The following is a 15652-nucleotide window of genomic DNA, read 5'->3' as shown; positions in this document are numbered from 1 at the left end:
TCGGTTTCCTCATCCGGGGTAGGGCCGCGCCGCCCTCGCTTCGGTCAGCGACCGGGCCCACCACGCCAGCTGGTCCAGCATCGCCTTCGCCGCGACCCCCGCCGCTTCGTCCGTCGGTACCCCGTCCGGGCCGAAGCGGGCGTGGGCGCCGTGGAAGCTGACCGTCTCGCGGATCGTCACGGCGTGGAGCTCGGCGAAGACCGCGCGCAGGTGCTCGACCGCGCGCAGCCCGCCCGAAATCCCGCCGTAGGACACGAACGCGACCGGCTTGGCGCGCCATTCGTCGCGGTGCCAGTCGATCGCGTTCTTGAGCGAGGCCGGGTAGCTGTGGTTGTACTCCGGGGTCACCACCACGAACGCGTCCGCCGCGGCGAGGCGCGAGGTCACCTTCCCGAGCTCCGCCACCACCGACGGTGCCGGCGCCGACCCGAACGCGGGCATCGCCAGCGGCAGGTCGGGCTCGGCCAGGTCGACGACGTCGACTTCGAAGCCGCCGCTGGCCCCCGCGACGGCGGCCAGCCAGTCCGCCACCACCGGGCCGAACCGTCCTTCCCGGACACTTCCCACGATCACCGCGACCCGCACGGGTGCTTCGGACACGCTTTCCTCCTTGCCACTGCGGCGTTGTCGCCGTCCGGGCCAGGATGGGACTTCAAGCTCGCTTGAAGTCAAGCGCGCGGCTGTGGTTGCATGACCGGCATGGTGAACGCGACGCTGCCCGAATTGACGGTCGGCGAACTTTCCCGGCGCAGCGGGGTACCCGCGTCGGCCTTGCGGTTCTACGAAGACGAAGGGCTGATCCGCAGCCGCCGGACCGCCGGGAACCAGCGGCGGTACTGCCGGGATGCCTTGCGGCGGGTGACGTTCATCCGGATGTCGCAGCGGGTGGGCATGCCGCTGTCCGCCATCCGGGAAGTGCTGGCGCTGCTGCCCGACGACCGCACGCCCACGCGCGCCGACTGGGCGCGAATCTCCCAGTGCTGGAAGGAAGACCTGAACGCGCGGATTCGCCAGATGGAACAGCTGCGCGACGACCTGAGCGACTGCATCGGCTGCGGCTGCATGTCACTGGCCAAGTGCCGGCTGGCGAACCCGGGCGACCGGCTCGGCGCCGACGGCCCGGGGCCGCGGCGCCTCGCCGATCACCGCGGGGACGGCTACGAAGACTGACGTTCGAGCACGCCTCGCAGGAACATCGCCTGGCCGGCGTGCTGGATGTCGTCGTCGAGGACGCTGATCAGGCGCACGCCCAGCGTGACCGGCGGGTCCCACGCCTCGTCGACGACCCGGTCGAGCGCCTCGGCGTCGAGGCCGGTCACGTACCGGATGGTCTGCTCGTGCACGGCGTCGTAGTAACCGGTGAGCAGGTCCGGCTTGTCGACGCGAACCGCCTCGACGTCGGCGGGGCGGTGGCCGTAGCCGGTGTCGCCCGCCGGGAACGGGAGGCCGAAGCGCGACAGCCAGTCCTGGCCGATCCACACCTGCTCCGTGCCCGCCACGTCGGCGACGTGGTCGTCCTGGACCCGAGTCAGGTGCCAGACCAGCCAGGCGATCGAGTTGGCCTCGTCGTCCAGCCGGGCCCCGAGCCGGTCGGCGGCGAGTCCCTCGACCGCCGCGTGCACCGTGCCCTGGACCCGGCTGAACCCGTCGACGAGCAGATCGGCCACGTTCATTCGGCTGCCTCCCGTTGCTGACGCCGTTTGCCGGCGGCTACCCGATCATGCCCGCCGGCAAACGGTTCCCGCTAGCGCGGCAGCAACTGGTCGAAGAACGAGCGGTAGCGCCGCAGCGCGATCCGCAGCTCCTCGGTGGCCGGCTCGCCCTGCTGCCACTGGCTTTCCAGCTCGCTCTTGTGCTCGGCGAACGTGGTGGCCAGCGCGCTGATCACGGCGGCGACGAGTTCGTCGGCCTGGTGGACGGCCTGCTTCGGGTCGTCGACGAAGCCGGTCTGGACGTTCTGCCAGCGGTCGCGGAAGCCGGTGACCTTCTCCTCGTCGATCAACGGCGGCGTCTCGACGTCCCCACCCGATTCGGCGGGCTTCGGGTCCGAAGCCGGACCAGCTGTGTCGGAGCCGGCCGACGCCGAAGCCAGGTCGGCGGTGCTCAGGCTGTGGTCCTGGCCGGTGCCCGGCTCGCGGAACTCGGCGTGCTCCCGGTCGGAGGCGTCGTCGCGGGACAAGTCGTCGCGGGACAGCTCGTCACCGGACAGCTCGTCGTGGGACGTGCCGTCGTGCGCGAGGTCCTCGCGGCCGAGGTCGTCGTCCCGGTCGGTGCTGTGCCGCGTCAGGTGCTCGGTCATGGTCAGCGTCCTCCGTTCCACTCGGTCCGCGGCTGCGCGGACGCTTGGTGCTCGTGCTGGTCGGTGTCACGACGGCCGTCGCGGTCGCGATCGGCGTCGTCGTCGCGGTCGTGCTGGTGACCGTTGCGGCGGTCGTGGTGGTCACGGTCGTGGTCACGGCCGTGATCGTGGTCGTGGCGCTCGTCGTCGGCGCCGTCGGTCAGCAGGTCTTCGAAGACGGTCCGGTAGCGGACCATCGCGTCACGCAGGTCCTCTGTGGACGCTCCGTCACGCTTCTGCTGCGTGGTGTGCGCGGCCCGGTAGTGCTCCAGGGTCTTGGCGTGGCGCACGGAAAGGTCGGAAACCTGCTGCTCGTACCCCTCGGTCGGGTAGCCGCGCTCGGCCATCAGCGCGACCAGGAGCCGGTCCGCCTCGGTGACCGCCGCGGACGGCTGGTCGACGAACTTTTCCTGCACCTGCGCCCATTCCCGGGCGTAGCGCTCCCGTGCCGTGGCCGACAGCGGGCGGATGTCGAGCTCCTTGTGCCGGCGTTCCCGCTCGGCGAGTTCGCGTTGTGCGGCACGCGGGTTGTCGCTCTCCTCCACGGCGCGGTCGTACTCCGGACCGAACCGCTGCTGCAGCCGTTTTCGCTGCATCTCTTGTGACACAAGCCAGATCACGGCGCCGAGCACGGCAAGGGCCACGACGACGATCACGACGATCAGCCAGGTGGGCATCGAACAACTCCTTCGCGAATGTCGCCCCCGATGGGACCCGTGTGCCCGGAACCCGGCTGCCGAAAACCATTGTCACGCGCGATTCGGCCGACCGGCGGCGCCGATGCCGCCGGATGCCGCGATAACGCCGATAACAACCGGCCACTAGCGACGCTACCTACCTCGTGGTATCGTCGATAACAGCAAGACGGAACCAGCGTTACCAACCAGGAAGAAGGCAGCGATGAGCACCACCGAACCCCGCGTCGCGATCGTCACCGGCGGCTCCCGCGGCATCGGCCGCCAGGTCGCCGAGCGGCTGGCCGCCGACGGCATGGCCGTCGTCGTCAACTACGCCGGCAACGAGAAGGAGGCGCAGGCCGCCGTCGACGCCATCACCGGGCGCGGCGGGCAGGCCATCGCCGTCCGGGCCGACGTAGCCGAGCCCGCCCAGGTCGCGGAGCTGTTCGACACCGCGGAACGCACCTACGGCGGCGTCGACGTCGTCGCGCACCTGGCCGGGGTGATGACCGCGCCGACGCCGATCGCGGACACCGACTTCGAGGTCCTCGACCGGGTGCACCGCACCAACATCCGCGGCACGTTCGCGGTGGCCCAGCAGGCCGCGAAGCGGGTGCGCGACGGCGGCGCCGTGATCACCACCTCGACGTCCGTGCTCGGCCTGAACCTGCCCGGCTACGGCATCTACAACGCGACCAAGGGCGCGGTCGAGGCGATCACCTTGATCCTGGCCCGCGAGCTGCGCGGGCGCGACATCACCGTCAACACCGTGGCGCCGGGCCCGACCGCGACCGCGCTGTTCCTCGACGGCAAGGACGAGGAGACGGTCGAGCGGATGGCCAAGCAGCCGCCGCTGGAGCGGCTCGGCCAGCCCGAAGACATCGCCGAGGTCGTCGCGTTCCTCGCCGGCCCGGCCCGCTGGGTCAACGGCCAGGTGCTGCGCGCCAACGGCGGCATCGTCTGACGCCCCCTCCCCCTCCGAACGCGAAGGAAAGCCCATGATCATCGTCGTCACCGGCGCCTCCAGCGGGATCGGCGCCCTCTCCGCCCGGGCGCTGGCCCGCGCCGGGCACACCGTCCACGCGGGCATGCGCGACACCGGCGGCCGCAACGCGCCCCAGGCCGAAGCCGCCGCCGTGTACTCCCGGGAGTACGGCGTCGACCTGCGCGCCGTTGAGCTCGACGTCTCCAGTCAGGAGTCGGCGGACGCGGCCATCGCGTCGATCGTCGCCGAGCACGGCCGGCTGGACGTGGTCGTCCACAACGCCGGGCACATGGCGCTCGGCCCGGCCGAGGCGTTCACGCCGGAGCAGCTCGCCGAGCTCTACGACACCAACGCGATCGGCACCCAGCGCGTCAACCGCGCGGCCCTGCCCCACCTGCGCGCGCAGCGGGACGGGCTCCTGGTGTGGGTGTCGAGCAGCAGCGTCCGCGGCGGCACCCCGCCCTACCTCGCGCCGTACTTCGCGGCGAAGGCGGCGATGGACAGCCTCGCGGTCAGCTACGCGGGCGAGCTCGCCCGCTTCGGCATCGACACCACGATCGTGGTGCCGGGCGCGTTCACCGCGGGCACCAACCACTTCCCGCACGCGGGCCACCCGGCCGACGCGGCCGTCGAAACGGCCTACGAAGAGCGCTACGCCGGCCTGAGCGAGCACGTCGGCCGCAAGCTGGCCGAGATCACCCCGGCCGACGCGGACGTGGCGAAGGTGGCCGAGGAGCTGGCGCGCGTGGTGGACCTGCCGAAGGGGAAGCGGCCGTTCCGGGTCCACATCGACCCGGCCGACGACGGCGGTTGGCTGGTCGCGGAGGTCGGCGACCGCATCCGCCAGGAGTTCCTGCGGCGGATCGACCTCGCCGACCTGCTCAGCCCATCCCCCGCGTGACCCGGCCGCGGCTCGACCTCGGCGGCCCGCTCGCCTGAGCCGGGCAGGCGGCGCCATCGGCGGCCCGCTCGCCCGGACCGGGCGCGGCCGACTTCACCGCCCCGGTCAGCCCATCGCCCGCGTGCACCGGATGCGGCGCGACCTCGGCAGCTCGCCCGGATCGGACCTCGGCCGCCCACAGCCCACCCGCCCGACCCCGCGAAGCAACCTCGCCGCCCGCTTGCCACACCGGGGCGCGGAGCAACCTCGCCGCCCGCTCGCCCGAACCGGGGCGCGAACCGACCTCACCAGCCCGGCCGCCTGAACCGGGTCCGGACCTCACCAGCCGGCTCGCCCGAACTCCGGGGGTGCGGAGCAACCCCGCCGCCCGCTCGCCCGAACCGGGCCCGGAGCGACCGCACCAGCCCGGCCGCCTGAACCGGGGCGCAAAGCGACCCCACCAGCCCGCCCCAGGGTGCGGAGCAACCTCGCTGCCCGAACCGGGTCCGGACCGACCTCACCAGCACGCCCGCCCGAACCCAGGGTGCGAACCGACCTCGCCGACCCGCTCAGGCCGGCCGAGTGAAGCGGGTGACGATCACGTGGTCCTTCGCCGGCCCGCGGACCGCCCACTCCTGCCGCCAGCGCCGCTCGTCGAGCACCTCGTAACTCCCGCGGTACAGGTCGGCGCGGCAGGGGTGGTCGGTCACCCAATGCCCCGCACGCAGGTCGAGCTCGTGGAAAAACCCGCCGTGGTCGAAGTGGACGTCGGCCCGGCCGGGCGCGGTGGGCCGGTAGTGCAGGGTGCGGGTGACCGGACCGGTGTAGGTCCCGAGGCGCAGCTCGCCCACCTCGCGGTAGACGAGGTCGCCGTCCTCCTCGGTGAACGTGGCGGTCCCGGTCACCTCCCCCGCCGGCTCTCCTGCGGAGGTGAGGATTTCGCGGTCCAGCCGCCACGGGCCGGCGAAATGCGCGGTGAGATCGGGAACCGGCCAGTACTCCACGCGCCCAGTCTGCCACCCCGCGGCGGGCCGGGCCGGAACTGTCGGACCCCCGCTCTATAGTCGGCCGCGTGGCAGAGACCGACCTCGCACCCGCGTCCGACGCGCTGGAGACCCTCCGGCGCGTGTTCGGCTACGACAGCTTCCGCGGCGACCAGGCGGCGATCGTCGAGCACGTGATCGCCGGCGGCGACGCGCTCGTGCTGATGCCCACCGGCGGCGGAAAATCCTTGTGCTACCAGATTCCCGCGCTCGTGCGGCCCGGCGTCGGCGTGGTGATCTCGCCCCTGATCGCGCTGATGCAGGACCAGGTCGACGCGCTGCGCAACGCCGGCGTCCGCGCCGGGTTCCTCAACTCCACCCAGGACTACGCGGCCCGGCAAGAGGTCGAGTCGGCGTTCGTGAGCGGCGAGCTCGACCTGCTCTACCTGGCGCCGGAACGGCTTTCGGTCGAGTCCACCGTGCGGCTGCTCGACCGCGGCAAGATTTCGCTGTTCGCGATCGACGAAGCGCACTGCGTCGCCCAGTGGGGCCACGACTTCCGGCCCGACTACCTCCAGCTCTCCGCGCTGCACCAGCGCTGGCCGGACGTACCGCGGATCGCGCTGACGGCGACCGCGACCGAGGCCACGCACCAAGAGATCTCCACGCGGCTGGGGCTCGAGGAAGCGCGGCACTTCGTCGCGAGCTTCGACCGGCCCAACATCCAGTACCGGATCGTCGGGAAGAACTCGCCGCAGCGGCAGCTGCTCGAGCTGCTGCGCACCGAACACCCGGGTGACGCCGGGATCGTCTACTGCCTGTCCCGGAACTCGGTCGAGAAGACCGCGGAATTCCTGGTGCAGAACGGGATTCCGGCGGTCCCGTACCACGCGGGGCTCGACGCGCGCACGCGGGCGAAGCACCAGTCGCGGTTCCTGCGCGAGGACGGGCTGATCGTGGTCGCGACGATCGCGTTCGGCATGGGCATCGACAAACCGGACGTCCGGTTCGTCGCCCACCTCGACCTGCCGAAGTCGGTCGAGGGCTACTACCAGGAGACCGGCCGCGCGGGCCGGGACGGCCTGCCGTCGACGGCCTGGCTCGCGTACGGGCTGCAGGACGTCGTGCAGCAGCGCAAGATGATCGACACGTCCGAGGGCGACGAGGCGCACCGCCGCCGGCTGGGCGCGCACCTGAACGCGATGCTCGCGCTGTGCGAGACGGTCGAATGCCGCCGGGTGCAGGTCCTCAACTACTTCGGCCAGCAGGCCGAGCCGTGCGGCAACTGCGACACCTGCCTGAACCCGCCCGAAAAGTGGGACGGGACGATCGCGGCGCAGAAGCTGCTGTCGACGATCGTGCGGCTGCGCAACGAGCGGCGGCAGAAGTTCGGCGCCGGGCAGGTCATCGACATCCTGCTGGGCAAGACCACCCCGAAGGTCACGCAGTTCCAGCACGACACGCTCAAGACGTTCGGCATCGGCACCGAGCTGCGCGAGCAGGATTGGCGGGCGGTCGTGCGCCAGCTGCTCGCTCAGGGCCTGCTCGCGGTCGAGGGCGACTACGGCTCGCTCGTGCTCACCGAAGCCAGTGCCGAGGTGCTCGGCGGCGACCGCCAGGTGATGCTGCGCCGCGAGCCCGAGCGCGCGGCGGCCGCGAAGGTCCGCGGCACGCGCAAAGCCGCCGCCGCGGTGGACATGCCCGCGGAGGCGGCTCCGCTGTTCGAACGTCTGCGTGCCTGGCGGGCCGGCGTGGCGAAGGAGCAGGGCGTGCCCGCGTACGTCATCTTCCACGACGCGACCCTGCGCCAGATCGCCACGCGAAAGCCGTCTTCGCTGGCGGATCTGGGCACGGTCAGCGGCGTCGGCGAGAACAAGCTCGCCAAGTACGGCGAGGGGGTCCTCGAAGTCCTGACCGCCGAGTGACTAGCGGGCGGCCGGCCCCGGCCGGCCGGGCTGTCCCGGCTCCCCGGTCACGGAGTTGACCTTGCGCACCGCGCCGGCGATCTGCTCGTGGTACTTGCCCTTGGTCTTGTCGTCGACGAACTTGGCCGCCTTGCCGACGGCCCCGTTCACCTTTTCGGGGTTTTTCTTGGCGTACGCGCGGGCGGCGCCGGCCGCGCCGGCCAGCACGGTGAGCTTGCGCAGGAAAGCCATCGTCGTCTCCCTCGTCGGTGTGCGGTCATCCTGACAACGCGGACGAACCACCCGGAGGTTCCCCGTGTGACGAGGGCCAAACAAAAATGCCACGCGAGTGGTGCCCGGCGGCCTCTAGGGTCGGGCTCATGCGCGACCTGGCGACCCTGCCCAAGGCCCACCTGCACGTCCACCTCGAGAGCACGATCCGGCCGGGCACGCTCCGCGAACTCGGCGAGGCGAACGGCGTCGCCGTCCCGGCCGAACCGCCGGAGTTCGACGGCTTTCGCGCGTTCGCCGACTACAACGCGCTCATCCGGGCCTGCCTCCGGCAGCCCGAGGACTTCGAGCGCATCGCACGCGAGTACTGCGAAGACGAGCTCGCCCAAGGCACGCGCTACGCCGAAGTCACGTTCACCGCGGCCGCGCACGGGGAACGGCTGGGCGACCCGGAAATGCCCCTGGCATCCGTCCTCAAAGGACTGTCCGGGCTCGAAACCCGGCTCGTGCTCGACCACTCCCGGCGGCGCTCGGTCGAACGCGCCGAGCGCACCCTCGACCTCGCGCTGAAGTACGACGAGGTGTTCGCGATCGGCATGGCGGGCGAAGAAAACCACTCCCTGCGTCCGTTCGCGACACTCTTCGAGAAGGCCCGGGCGGCCGGGATCCGCCTGCTGCACCACACCGGCGAGGACGCGGGGCCGGAGAGCATCCGCGAAGCGCTCGAAGTCGGCCGGACCGAACGGCTCGGGCACGGCATCCGCGTCCTCGACGACCCGGCGCTCGTCGCCGAGGTGCGCGACCGCGGCCTGGCGCTGGAAGTCTGCCCGTCGTCGAACGTGACGCTGGGGCTGGTGCCCTCGCTGCCCGAGCACCCGCTCCCCCGCCTGCGCGACGCCGGCCTGACGGTCACGCTCAACACCGATGTCCCTTCGGTGACCGGCGCGCAGCTCGCCGAGGAGTACGCCCGCGTCCGGGACGCCTTCGGCTACGACGACGCCACGATGGCGGACTTCGCCCGCGCGAGCGTCACGGCGTCCTTCGCCCCCGAACCGACGAAGCGGAAGATCCTCGACGGCATCGACGCATGGCTCACACCGGCAGCAGGCGCGTGACCAGCGTGGAAAGCTGCTGCACCGTGCGGCACTCGTGCATCTCGACGACGTCGGCGTACTCCAGCGCCGCCGAGTCGCCGGTCGACCACAGCGACCGCCGCTCGGGGTTCAGCCAGTAGACGTGGCGGGCGCGGGACTTGATCTCGCGGACCGCGTCGAGGTTGGGGTCGCCGCCGTTGGTGCGGGCGTCGCCGAGGATCAGGACCGACGTCCGGGGGCCGACCGCCGCCGGCCAGTTCTCCGTGAACTGGCGCAGGGAGCCGCCGTAGTCGCTGTGGCCGTCCCAGCGGACCAGCGCCGCTTCGGAGAGCATGCGCGCGGTGAGGTGCTCGGGGTCGGCGGTGCCGGTGGTGACCAGGTGGGTGACCTCGTCGGCGCTGTCGACGAAGGCGAACACGCGGATCTTGCTGAACTGGTCGCGCAGCGCCTGGACCAGCAGCATGGTGAAGTTCGCGAACCCCGCCACCGAGCCGGACAGGTCGCACAGCAGCACGATTTCCGGCCGGCCGGGCCGCCGGTGGCGGTAGGCCGGGCGCAGCGGGACGCCGCCGGTGGACAGCGACCGCCGCAGCGTGCGGCGCAGGTCGATCTGGCCGCGCGTGGTGCGTTTGCGGCGGGCGGCCAGGCGCGTGGCCAGCTTGCGGGACAGCGGCTGGATCGTGCGACGCAGTTCGGCTAGCTGGTTGCGGCTGGCGATGAGGAAGTCGACGCGGTCGGGCGCCGGGGCGATGGCGTGCTTGGCGACGCGTTCGCGGCCGCGGACCTCGGCCGCGCGTCGGCGCGCTTCGGTCCGGATCCGCCCGCGGAACCCTTCGACGCGACGCCGGATCTCGTCCCGGTCGAGCCGGTCGGTGAACTCGCCGCGCGCGCCCCCGCCGCGCACCGCGGCCAGCACCCGCGCGATCAGCGTCTGCGGCTGGAGCCGCTCCAGGGCCTGGTGCGCCGAAAACCCGCCACCGGGTCCGGTGGACGAGCCGTACTGGCCGAGCATGTCGACCGCGAGCCCGGCCAGCTGGGCGAGCGCCTGCTGGTCGCCGCCGGCGAGCGCGGCGGCCAGCTCTTCCCGCAGCTCCTCCAGCGTCGACGGCTCGTCTTCGCGGGCGCGCTCGGGCGTCCCGATCCCGGCCGGGAAGTACAGGTCGAAAGCGGCGTCGAAGACCGCGCGCTGCCCGCCGCGCCGGACCAGCGCCGCGGCCAGCCCCTCGCGGACCAGTTCGCGGTCGTCGAAGCCGAGCACCTCCAACGCGGCCGCGGCGTCGACCGTCTCGGCCGGACCGGCCGGGATGCCCTGGGCCCGGAGTGCCTTGACGAACGACGCGAGCCGCTCCGGCACGCCGCCGGTCACGACGCGTCCAGGACCTGTTCGAGCTGCAGCCCGGCGCCCGCCTTGGCGATGTCGTCCTGGTGCTTGAGGACGACGCCGAGGCTCTCCCGCACCACCCGCTCGTCCAGCGTGGACGCGCCGAGCGCGAGCAGCGTGCGCGCCCAGTCGATGGTCTCCGCGACCGAGGGCAGCTTCCGCAGGTCCATCGCGCGCAGGGCGGCGATCACCCGGACGACGGAATCCGCGAGTGCGGCGTCGATCCCCGGGACCTTGAGCCGGACGATCTCGCGCTCGAGGTCCTCGTCCGGGAAGTCGATGTGCAGGAACAGGCACCGGCGGCGCAGCGCTTCGGACAGCTCGCGCGTGGCGTTCGAGGTCAGGACGGCGAACGGCGGGCGCGTGGCGGTGATCGTGCCGAGCTCCGGGACGGTGACCTGGAAGTCGCCGAGCACCTCCAGCAGCAGGCCCTCGACCTCCATGTCGGCCTTGTCGGTCTCGTCGATGAGCAGCACGGTCGGCTCATCGGAGGAGATCGCGGTGAGCAGCGGCCGGCGGAGCAGGAACTCCTCGCCGAAGATGTCGGTGCGGGCGTCCTCCCACGTCTCGTCGCGGCCGGCGGTGATCCGCAGCAGCTGCTTGGCGTGGTTCCACTCGTAGAGCGCGCGGGCCTCGTCGATGCCCTCGTAGCACTGCAGGCGCACCAGGCGCGAGCCGCTGACCTGGGCGACCGCTTTGGCGAGCTCGGTCTTGCCGACGCCGGCCGGGCCCTCGACCAGCAACGGCTTGCCCAGCCGGTCGGCGAGGAACACCGTGGTCGCGACCGCGGTGGAGGCCAGGTAGCCCGCCTCGGCCAGCTTCGCCGACACGTCGTCGACGGACGTGAAGAATCCGGTGCCCACCACGTGCCTCCTAAGCGGTCGCTCACCCGGAGCGTACCCGACTACCGGGCTAGCATCGGCCGTGTGACCTACCTTGCGGCATCCGGCCGATACGACTCGATTCCCTACCGGCGCTGCGGGCGTTCCGGGCTGAAGCTGCCGGCGATCTCGCTCGGGCTGTGGCACAACTTCGGCCACGACAAGCCCCTGCAGACGCAGCGGGACATCACCCGCCGCGCCTTCGACCTCGGCATCACCCACTTCGACCTGGCGAACAACTACGGCCCGCCCTACGGCTCCGCGGAGGAGAACTTCGGGCGGCTGCTGGCCACCGACTTCAAGCCCTACCGCGACGAGCTGGTGATCTCGACCAAGGCGGGCTACGACATGTGGCCCGGCCCGTACGGCGAGTGGGGCTCGCGCAAGTACCTGCTGTCCTCTCTGGACCAGTCGCTCGGCCGGCTGGGCCTGGACTACGTCGACATCTTCTACTCCCACCGCTTCGACCCCGAGACGCCGCTGGAGGAGACCGTCGGGGCGCTCGACCGCGCGGTCCGCGCCGGGAAAGCGCTCTACGTCGGCATCTCGTCCTACAGCTCGGAGCGGACCGCCGAGGCGGCGCGGATGCTGCGGGAGCTCGGCACGCCGCTGCTGATCCACCAGCCGTCGTACTCGATGCTCAACCGCTGGATCGAGGAGGACGGCCTCCTCGACACCCTGGACGAGGCGGGTGCGGGCTGCATCGCGTTCTCGCCGCTCGCCCAGGGCCTGCTGACGGACAAGTACCTCGACGGCGTCCCGGCGGACTCGCGGGCCGCGCAGGGCAAGTCGCTGAACCCGGACACCCTGGACGAGAACCGCCTGAACCGCGTCCGCGCGCTCAACGACATCGCGGGCCGGCGCGGCCAGTCCCTGGCCCAGCTGGCGCTGGCGTGGGCGCTGCGCGACCACCGGGTGACGTCGGTGCTCGTCGGCGCGAGCAGCGTCAAGCAGCTCGAGGACAACGTCGGCGCGCTCGGCAACCTCGACTTCTCCTCCGAGGAGCTGACCGAGATCGACGGCCACGCGACCGACGCGGACATCAACCTCTGGAAGCGGTCCTCGGACGCCTGATCGGTCCCGGGCGGTGGGGCGCCGTGCGCGCCCCACCGCCCGGGATCACCGGGTGCCCTGGGCTTGCGCCGAGAGGTCCTGCCACGCGGCCCACGTCTCGAGCCGGTCGGCGTAGGCCTGCTTGATCATCGGGTAGAAGCCCTGCCCGAAGAGCACCCGCAGGGGCGGGTTCGCGGCGTCGACGACCTTGAGCAGCGCCTGCGCGGCGGCGGCCGGGTCACCGGCGGGCTGCCCGCCCGCGACCTCGGCGATCCGGCGGCGGAGACCGTCGTAGGCCGGGCTCGTCGCGGCGACGTGACCGTTGGCGAGGGGGTCCGGGTTCCGGCCGTCGCGGGTGGCGAAGCCGCCGGGCTCGACCACCGTGACCTTGATGCCGAAGCCGGCGACCTCCTTGGCCAGGGTTTCGTTCAGCGCTTCGAGCGCCCACTTCGACGCCTGGTACGCGCCGCCGAGCGGCATCGCGACGAGCCCCGCGGCCGACGACAGCTGGACGAAGTGCCCGGCGCCCTGCTCGCGCAGGTACGGCAGCGCGGCCTGGACGACCCACACCGCCCCGAAGACGTTGGTCTCCAGCTGATCGCGCAGCTCCCGCTCGGTCAGCTCCTCGATCGCGCCGATCTGCGCGTACCCGGCGTTGTTCACGACGACGTCCAGGCGGCCGAAGTGCCCGACGGCCCGCTTCACCGCTTCGAAGACGGCGGCTTTGCCGGTCACGTCCAGCTCCAGCGGCAGCACGGCATCGCCGTAGGCGGCGACCAGCGCGCCGAAACCCTCGGTGGACCGGGCGGTCGCGGCCACCCGGTCGCCGCGGGCGAGCGCGGCCTCGACGAAACACCGGCCGAGGCCGCGCGACGAACCGGTGACGAACCAAACCTTGCTCACGACGTTTCCCCGTTCTTCGCCCCGTCCGGGCGATCGCCACCAGGACACCGGCGCCCGGAACCCCGTGACAGCACCCGCCGGTGACCCCGGTCACGGACCCGCCGGGTTGGCTAGGGTCGCGGTCTCGTCGGAGGCGAGTTCGCGGCGATCTTTTTCGACCATGACCTCGGCGGCGCACCACTCGGCCAGCGGCGCTGTACGAGCACGAACACCGGCCACCCGAGTGCGGATGGCCCGGCGCTACGGGCCCGGCGGCGCGTGACCCGATCGGACCACTCGCCCACCGTCGACCCGGGCCCGGCCCGTTCGTGCGGACACTGGGCGGCGGTACCCGTCCGTCCGCGAGGATGAGCGTCATGGCCCGGGCCCTTCGCCGAAGGCAAAGAGCACCTCGGCGGGTTCTCCCTGATCGAAGCCGCCGGCCTCGCCGCCGCGCTGGGGTGGGCCGCCCGGGTCACCGCCGCCGTCCACGTGCCGGTCGAAGTGCGCGCGCTCGCCGGGTTCGCCGCCTGATTCCTCAGCGCGGGGCCGGCAGGTGGGTCGCCTCCGGGAAGAGGTTCAACGCTCGCAGTGCCGCGCCCAGCTCCGCGATGTCCGCCGGGTTCGTCAGGGAGCGGCCCAGCTCCTCCGTGATGCGCTTGAGGCGGTGGCGGATCGTGTTGGGGTGGCAGAACATCCGCTCCGACGTCAGCTTCGTCGAGCCCTGGCAGTCGAACCACGCGCGCAGCGTCAGCAGCAGCACGTTCCGGTCGTCGCCCGGGAGGTCGAGCACCGGCTGGAGGACGTGGTGGGCCAGCTGCACCGACGCCTCCGGGGCGCTCGCGACCAGCCCGGCCAGCGGCGACTCGGTGAACTGGACCAGGCCCGGCGTGCCCGGCGTCATGCTGGACAGCGCCACCCGGGCCAGGTGCAGCGCGCGGGCCGTGTTGCCCAGGCCGGTGAACACCGGGCTGATGCCGACGCGGCCCACCGGGTGCTCGCGGACCAGCTCCACGATCGCCTTCGACGCCGCCGGGTCGCGCAGGGACACCACGCCCACCTGCAGGTCCGGCGTCAGCCGCCAGGCCGACGCGTGGTGCACCGCCCGCAGCCGGGCCTCGATCTGGGGCAGCGGTTCCTGGCCCAGGCGCGGGGTTTCCGCCGCGACGACGACGAACGTGCCGTCCAGCGACAGCTCGAGCACGCGGGCGATGTCCCACAGCGTGCCCTCGGTCGCCGTGCCGCCCGCGAACAGCGCCTCGACCAGCGCCGAGCGCCGGTTCTGGTGCGCCACCACGACTTCCGCCGTCGTGTCCCTATAGGACGTCGTGAGGGCTTCGGCGAGGTCGTCGACGAGCGCCCAGATCGCCGTCGTGGCGGCGACCAGCCCGGCCAGGTCCTGCTCGCGGGCGGTCAGCTCGACGAACCGGTGCCACACCTCGGTCAGCCCGATCCGGTACGCCCGCAGCAGTTCCGGCAGCGGCGCGCCCTGCAGCGCCCGGGCCCGGGCGGTCGCGTGGGCCTGCGCCAGGTCGGGGCCGTCCGAGCCGCGCAGCGTGCGCATCACGTGTTCGAGGTTGGCGCGCACCGAGTTCCGCAGCTCGGCGTGCGTGACGAACCGGGCGTCGGCGTAGACCGGCATTTCGGCGCGGATCTGCCGCACGGTGCTGTCGATCAGCTCGGGCAGCTTCCGCTCGACGTCGGCGGCGAGGACGGCGACCCGCGGGGCGAGCCCGCCGGACAGCAGCGCTGGGTGGTGCATCGTGCCCTCCGGTCCCCGGACCTCCTCGTCGAGACCCGAGATCCGCATCTAACCCGAAAGCATCAACCACGACCGGGTGAACTTTCCTCAGGCACCGCGGATGCGGAGGTTCTTCCGGAGAACCTCCGCATCCGCGTCAGGCCATCTTGGCGGCCGCGCTCTTGATCGCTTCGCGGATCCGGAAGTAGGTGCCGCACCGGCACACGTTCTGGATGGCGTCGATGTCCGCGTCCGTCGGGTTCTTCGTCTTCTTCAGCAGCGCCACGGCCGCCATGATCTGCCCCGGCTGGCAGTAGCCGCACTGCGCGACGTCCTGTTCCAGCCAGGCTTCCTGGACCGGGTGCAGCTCTTCGCCGTCCGACAGGCCTTCGATCGTGGTGACTTCACGCCCGGAGCACTCCGAAACCGGGGTGACGCAGGGGTTGAACGCCTCGCCGTCGAGGTGGCTGGTGCAGGCCTTGCAGACGTTGATGCCGCAGCCGTACTTCGGCCCGCGGATCTTGAGCTTGTCGCGCAGCGCCCACAGCATCGGCAGGTCGGCGGGCGCGTCGACGGTGACGGTCTTCCCGTTCACCACGAAGGTGTAGTTGGGCATGGGGAC

The 15652-nt window shown here is 72.1% G+C and carries 17 protein-coding genes and 1 pseudogene; 7 read left to right on the top strand and 11 right to left on the bottom strand.

Translation table 11 applies throughout. From position 1 onward, the window contains the following. Window positions 1-9: 9 nt before the first annotated feature. A complete protein-coding gene (locus tag AB0B33_RS38135) occupies window positions 10-600 on the bottom strand; it encodes an NAD(P)H-dependent oxidoreductase (RefSeq protein ID WP_360781217.1) in 591 nt (196 codons plus the stop codon). Between the two features lie 90 nt (window positions 601-690). Here AB0B33_RS38135 and soxR point away from each other — a divergent pair, with 90 nt between their 5' ends. Continuing rightward, a complete protein-coding gene (soxR, locus tag AB0B33_RS38130) occupies window positions 691-1170 on the top strand; it encodes a redox-sensitive transcriptional activator SoxR (RefSeq protein WP_360781216.1) in 480 nt (159 codons plus the stop codon). Here soxR and AB0B33_RS38125 read toward each other — a convergent pair. From AB0B33_RS38125 to AB0B33_RS38115, 3 genes are all read right to left on the bottom strand, one after another. Beyond that, the gene (locus tag AB0B33_RS38125) at window positions 1158-1673 is read right to left on the bottom strand and encodes a DUF664 domain-containing protein (RefSeq protein ID WP_360781214.1); all 516 of its coding nucleotides are present in this window, start codon (window positions 1671-1673) and stop codon (window positions 1158-1160) included. The genes soxR and AB0B33_RS38125 overlap by 13 nt on opposite strands. Window positions 1674-1744: 71 nt before the next feature. Then, on the bottom strand, window positions 1745-2299 hold the full coding sequence (locus tag AB0B33_RS38120; RefSeq protein ID WP_360781212.1) for a hypothetical protein: 555 nt from the start codon (window positions 2297-2299) through the stop codon (window positions 1745-1747). 2 nt (window positions 2300-2301) lie between these two features. Then, window positions 2302-3015 carry a hypothetical protein gene (locus AB0B33_RS38115; protein WP_360781210.1) on the bottom strand — a complete coding sequence of 238 codons (714 nt, stop codon included), beginning with the start codon at window positions 3013-3015 and terminating at the stop codon, window positions 2302-2304. A 223-nt stretch (window positions 3016-3238) separates the two neighbouring features. On the opposite strand from AB0B33_RS38115, the gene AB0B33_RS38110 reads away from it, so the two are divergent. Together AB0B33_RS38110 and AB0B33_RS38105 are read left to right on the top strand one after the other, a co-directional pair. Beyond that, the gene (locus AB0B33_RS38110; RefSeq protein WP_360781208.1) at window positions 3239-3979 is read left to right on the top strand and encodes an SDR family oxidoreductase; all 741 of its coding nucleotides are present in this window, start codon (window positions 3239-3241) and stop codon (window positions 3977-3979) included. A 34-nt stretch (window positions 3980-4013) separates the two neighbouring features. Next, the gene (locus AB0B33_RS38105) at window positions 4014-4901 is read left to right on the top strand and encodes an SDR family oxidoreductase (RefSeq protein ID WP_360781206.1); all 888 of its coding nucleotides are present in this window, start codon (window positions 4014-4016) and stop codon (window positions 4899-4901) included. Window positions 4902-5449: 548 nt separating this feature from the next. Here AB0B33_RS38105 and AB0B33_RS38100 read toward each other — a convergent pair. Continuing rightward, on the bottom strand, window positions 5450-5884 hold the full coding sequence (locus tag AB0B33_RS38100; protein WP_360781205.1) for a DUF6314 family protein: 435 nt from the start codon (window positions 5882-5884) through the stop codon (window positions 5450-5452). A gap of 68 nt (window positions 5885-5952) precedes the next feature. On the opposite strand from AB0B33_RS38100, the gene recQ reads away from it, so the two are divergent. After that, the gene (recQ, locus tag AB0B33_RS38095) at window positions 5953-7788 is read left to right on the top strand and encodes a DNA helicase RecQ (RefSeq protein WP_360781203.1); all 1836 of its coding nucleotides are present in this window, start codon (window positions 5953-5955) and stop codon (window positions 7786-7788) included. Here recQ and AB0B33_RS38090 read toward each other — a convergent pair whose 3' ends face one another. Next, on the bottom strand, window positions 7789-8019 hold the full coding sequence (locus AB0B33_RS38090) for an antitoxin (RefSeq protein WP_360781201.1): 231 nt from the start codon (window positions 8017-8019) through the stop codon (window positions 7789-7791). Between the two features lie 128 nt (window positions 8020-8147). Here AB0B33_RS38090 and add point away from each other — a divergent pair, with 128 nt between their 5' ends. Then, a complete protein-coding gene (gene add, locus AB0B33_RS38085) occupies window positions 8148-9113 on the top strand; it encodes an adenosine deaminase (protein WP_360781199.1) in 966 nt (321 codons plus the stop codon). On the opposite strand, the gene AB0B33_RS38080 is transcribed toward add, so the two are convergent. Continuing rightward, window positions 9091-10458, bottom strand: coding sequence for a VWA domain-containing protein (locus tag AB0B33_RS38080; protein ID WP_360781197.1), 1368 nt, complete (start codon window positions 10456-10458; stop codon window positions 9091-9093). The genes add and AB0B33_RS38080 overlap by 23 nt on opposite strands. Beyond that, window positions 10455-11336, bottom strand: a complete 882-nt coding sequence (locus tag AB0B33_RS38075) for a MoxR family ATPase (RefSeq protein WP_360781194.1) — start codon at window positions 11334-11336, stop codon at window positions 10455-10457. Before AB0B33_RS38075 ends, AB0B33_RS38080 begins: the two co-directional genes overlap by 4 nt. Before the next feature lie 63 nt (window positions 11337-11399). Between AB0B33_RS38075 and mgrA the strand changes: the two genes are divergently transcribed. Next, window positions 11400-12428, top strand: coding sequence for an L-glyceraldehyde 3-phosphate reductase (gene mgrA, locus AB0B33_RS38070; protein ID WP_247024658.1), 1029 nt, complete (start codon window positions 11400-11402; stop codon window positions 12426-12428). 45 nt (window positions 12429-12473) lie between these two features. Here mgrA and AB0B33_RS38065 read toward each other — a convergent pair whose 3' ends face one another. Beyond that, window positions 12474-13310 (bottom strand): SDR family NAD(P)-dependent oxidoreductase, encoded by an 837-nt coding sequence (locus AB0B33_RS38065; RefSeq protein ID WP_360781190.1) that lies wholly within the window; start codon window positions 13308-13310, stop codon window positions 12474-12476. A 375-nt stretch (window positions 13311-13685) separates the two neighbouring features. On the opposite strand from AB0B33_RS38065, the pseudogene AB0B33_RS38060 reads away from it, so the two are divergent. After that, window positions 13686-13823 (top strand): annotated as a pseudogene (locus tag AB0B33_RS38060) (hypothetical protein); the annotation flags it as partial. Between the two features lie 4 nt (window positions 13824-13827). On the opposite strand, the gene AB0B33_RS38055 reads toward AB0B33_RS38060, so the two are convergent. Continuing rightward, window positions 13828-15051, bottom strand: a complete 1224-nt coding sequence (locus tag AB0B33_RS38055) for a helix-turn-helix domain-containing protein (protein WP_247025184.1) — start codon at window positions 15049-15051, stop codon at window positions 13828-13830. Between the two features lie 136 nt (window positions 15052-15187). Further along, the gene (locus AB0B33_RS38050) at window positions 15188-15646 is read right to left on the bottom strand and encodes a (2Fe-2S)-binding protein (RefSeq protein ID WP_360781189.1); all 459 of its coding nucleotides are present in this window, start codon (window positions 15644-15646) and stop codon (window positions 15188-15190) included. Window positions 15647-15652 lie beyond the last annotated feature (6 nt).

The organism is Amycolatopsis sp. NPDC049159 (assembly GCF_040648295.1).
Classification (GTDB): Bacteria; Actinomycetota; Actinomycetes; order Mycobacteriales; family Pseudonocardiaceae; genus Amycolatopsis; species Amycolatopsis pretoriensis_A.
Note: the sequence above shows the minus strand (reverse complement) of the source record. Positions and strands in the feature narration are given on the sequence as shown.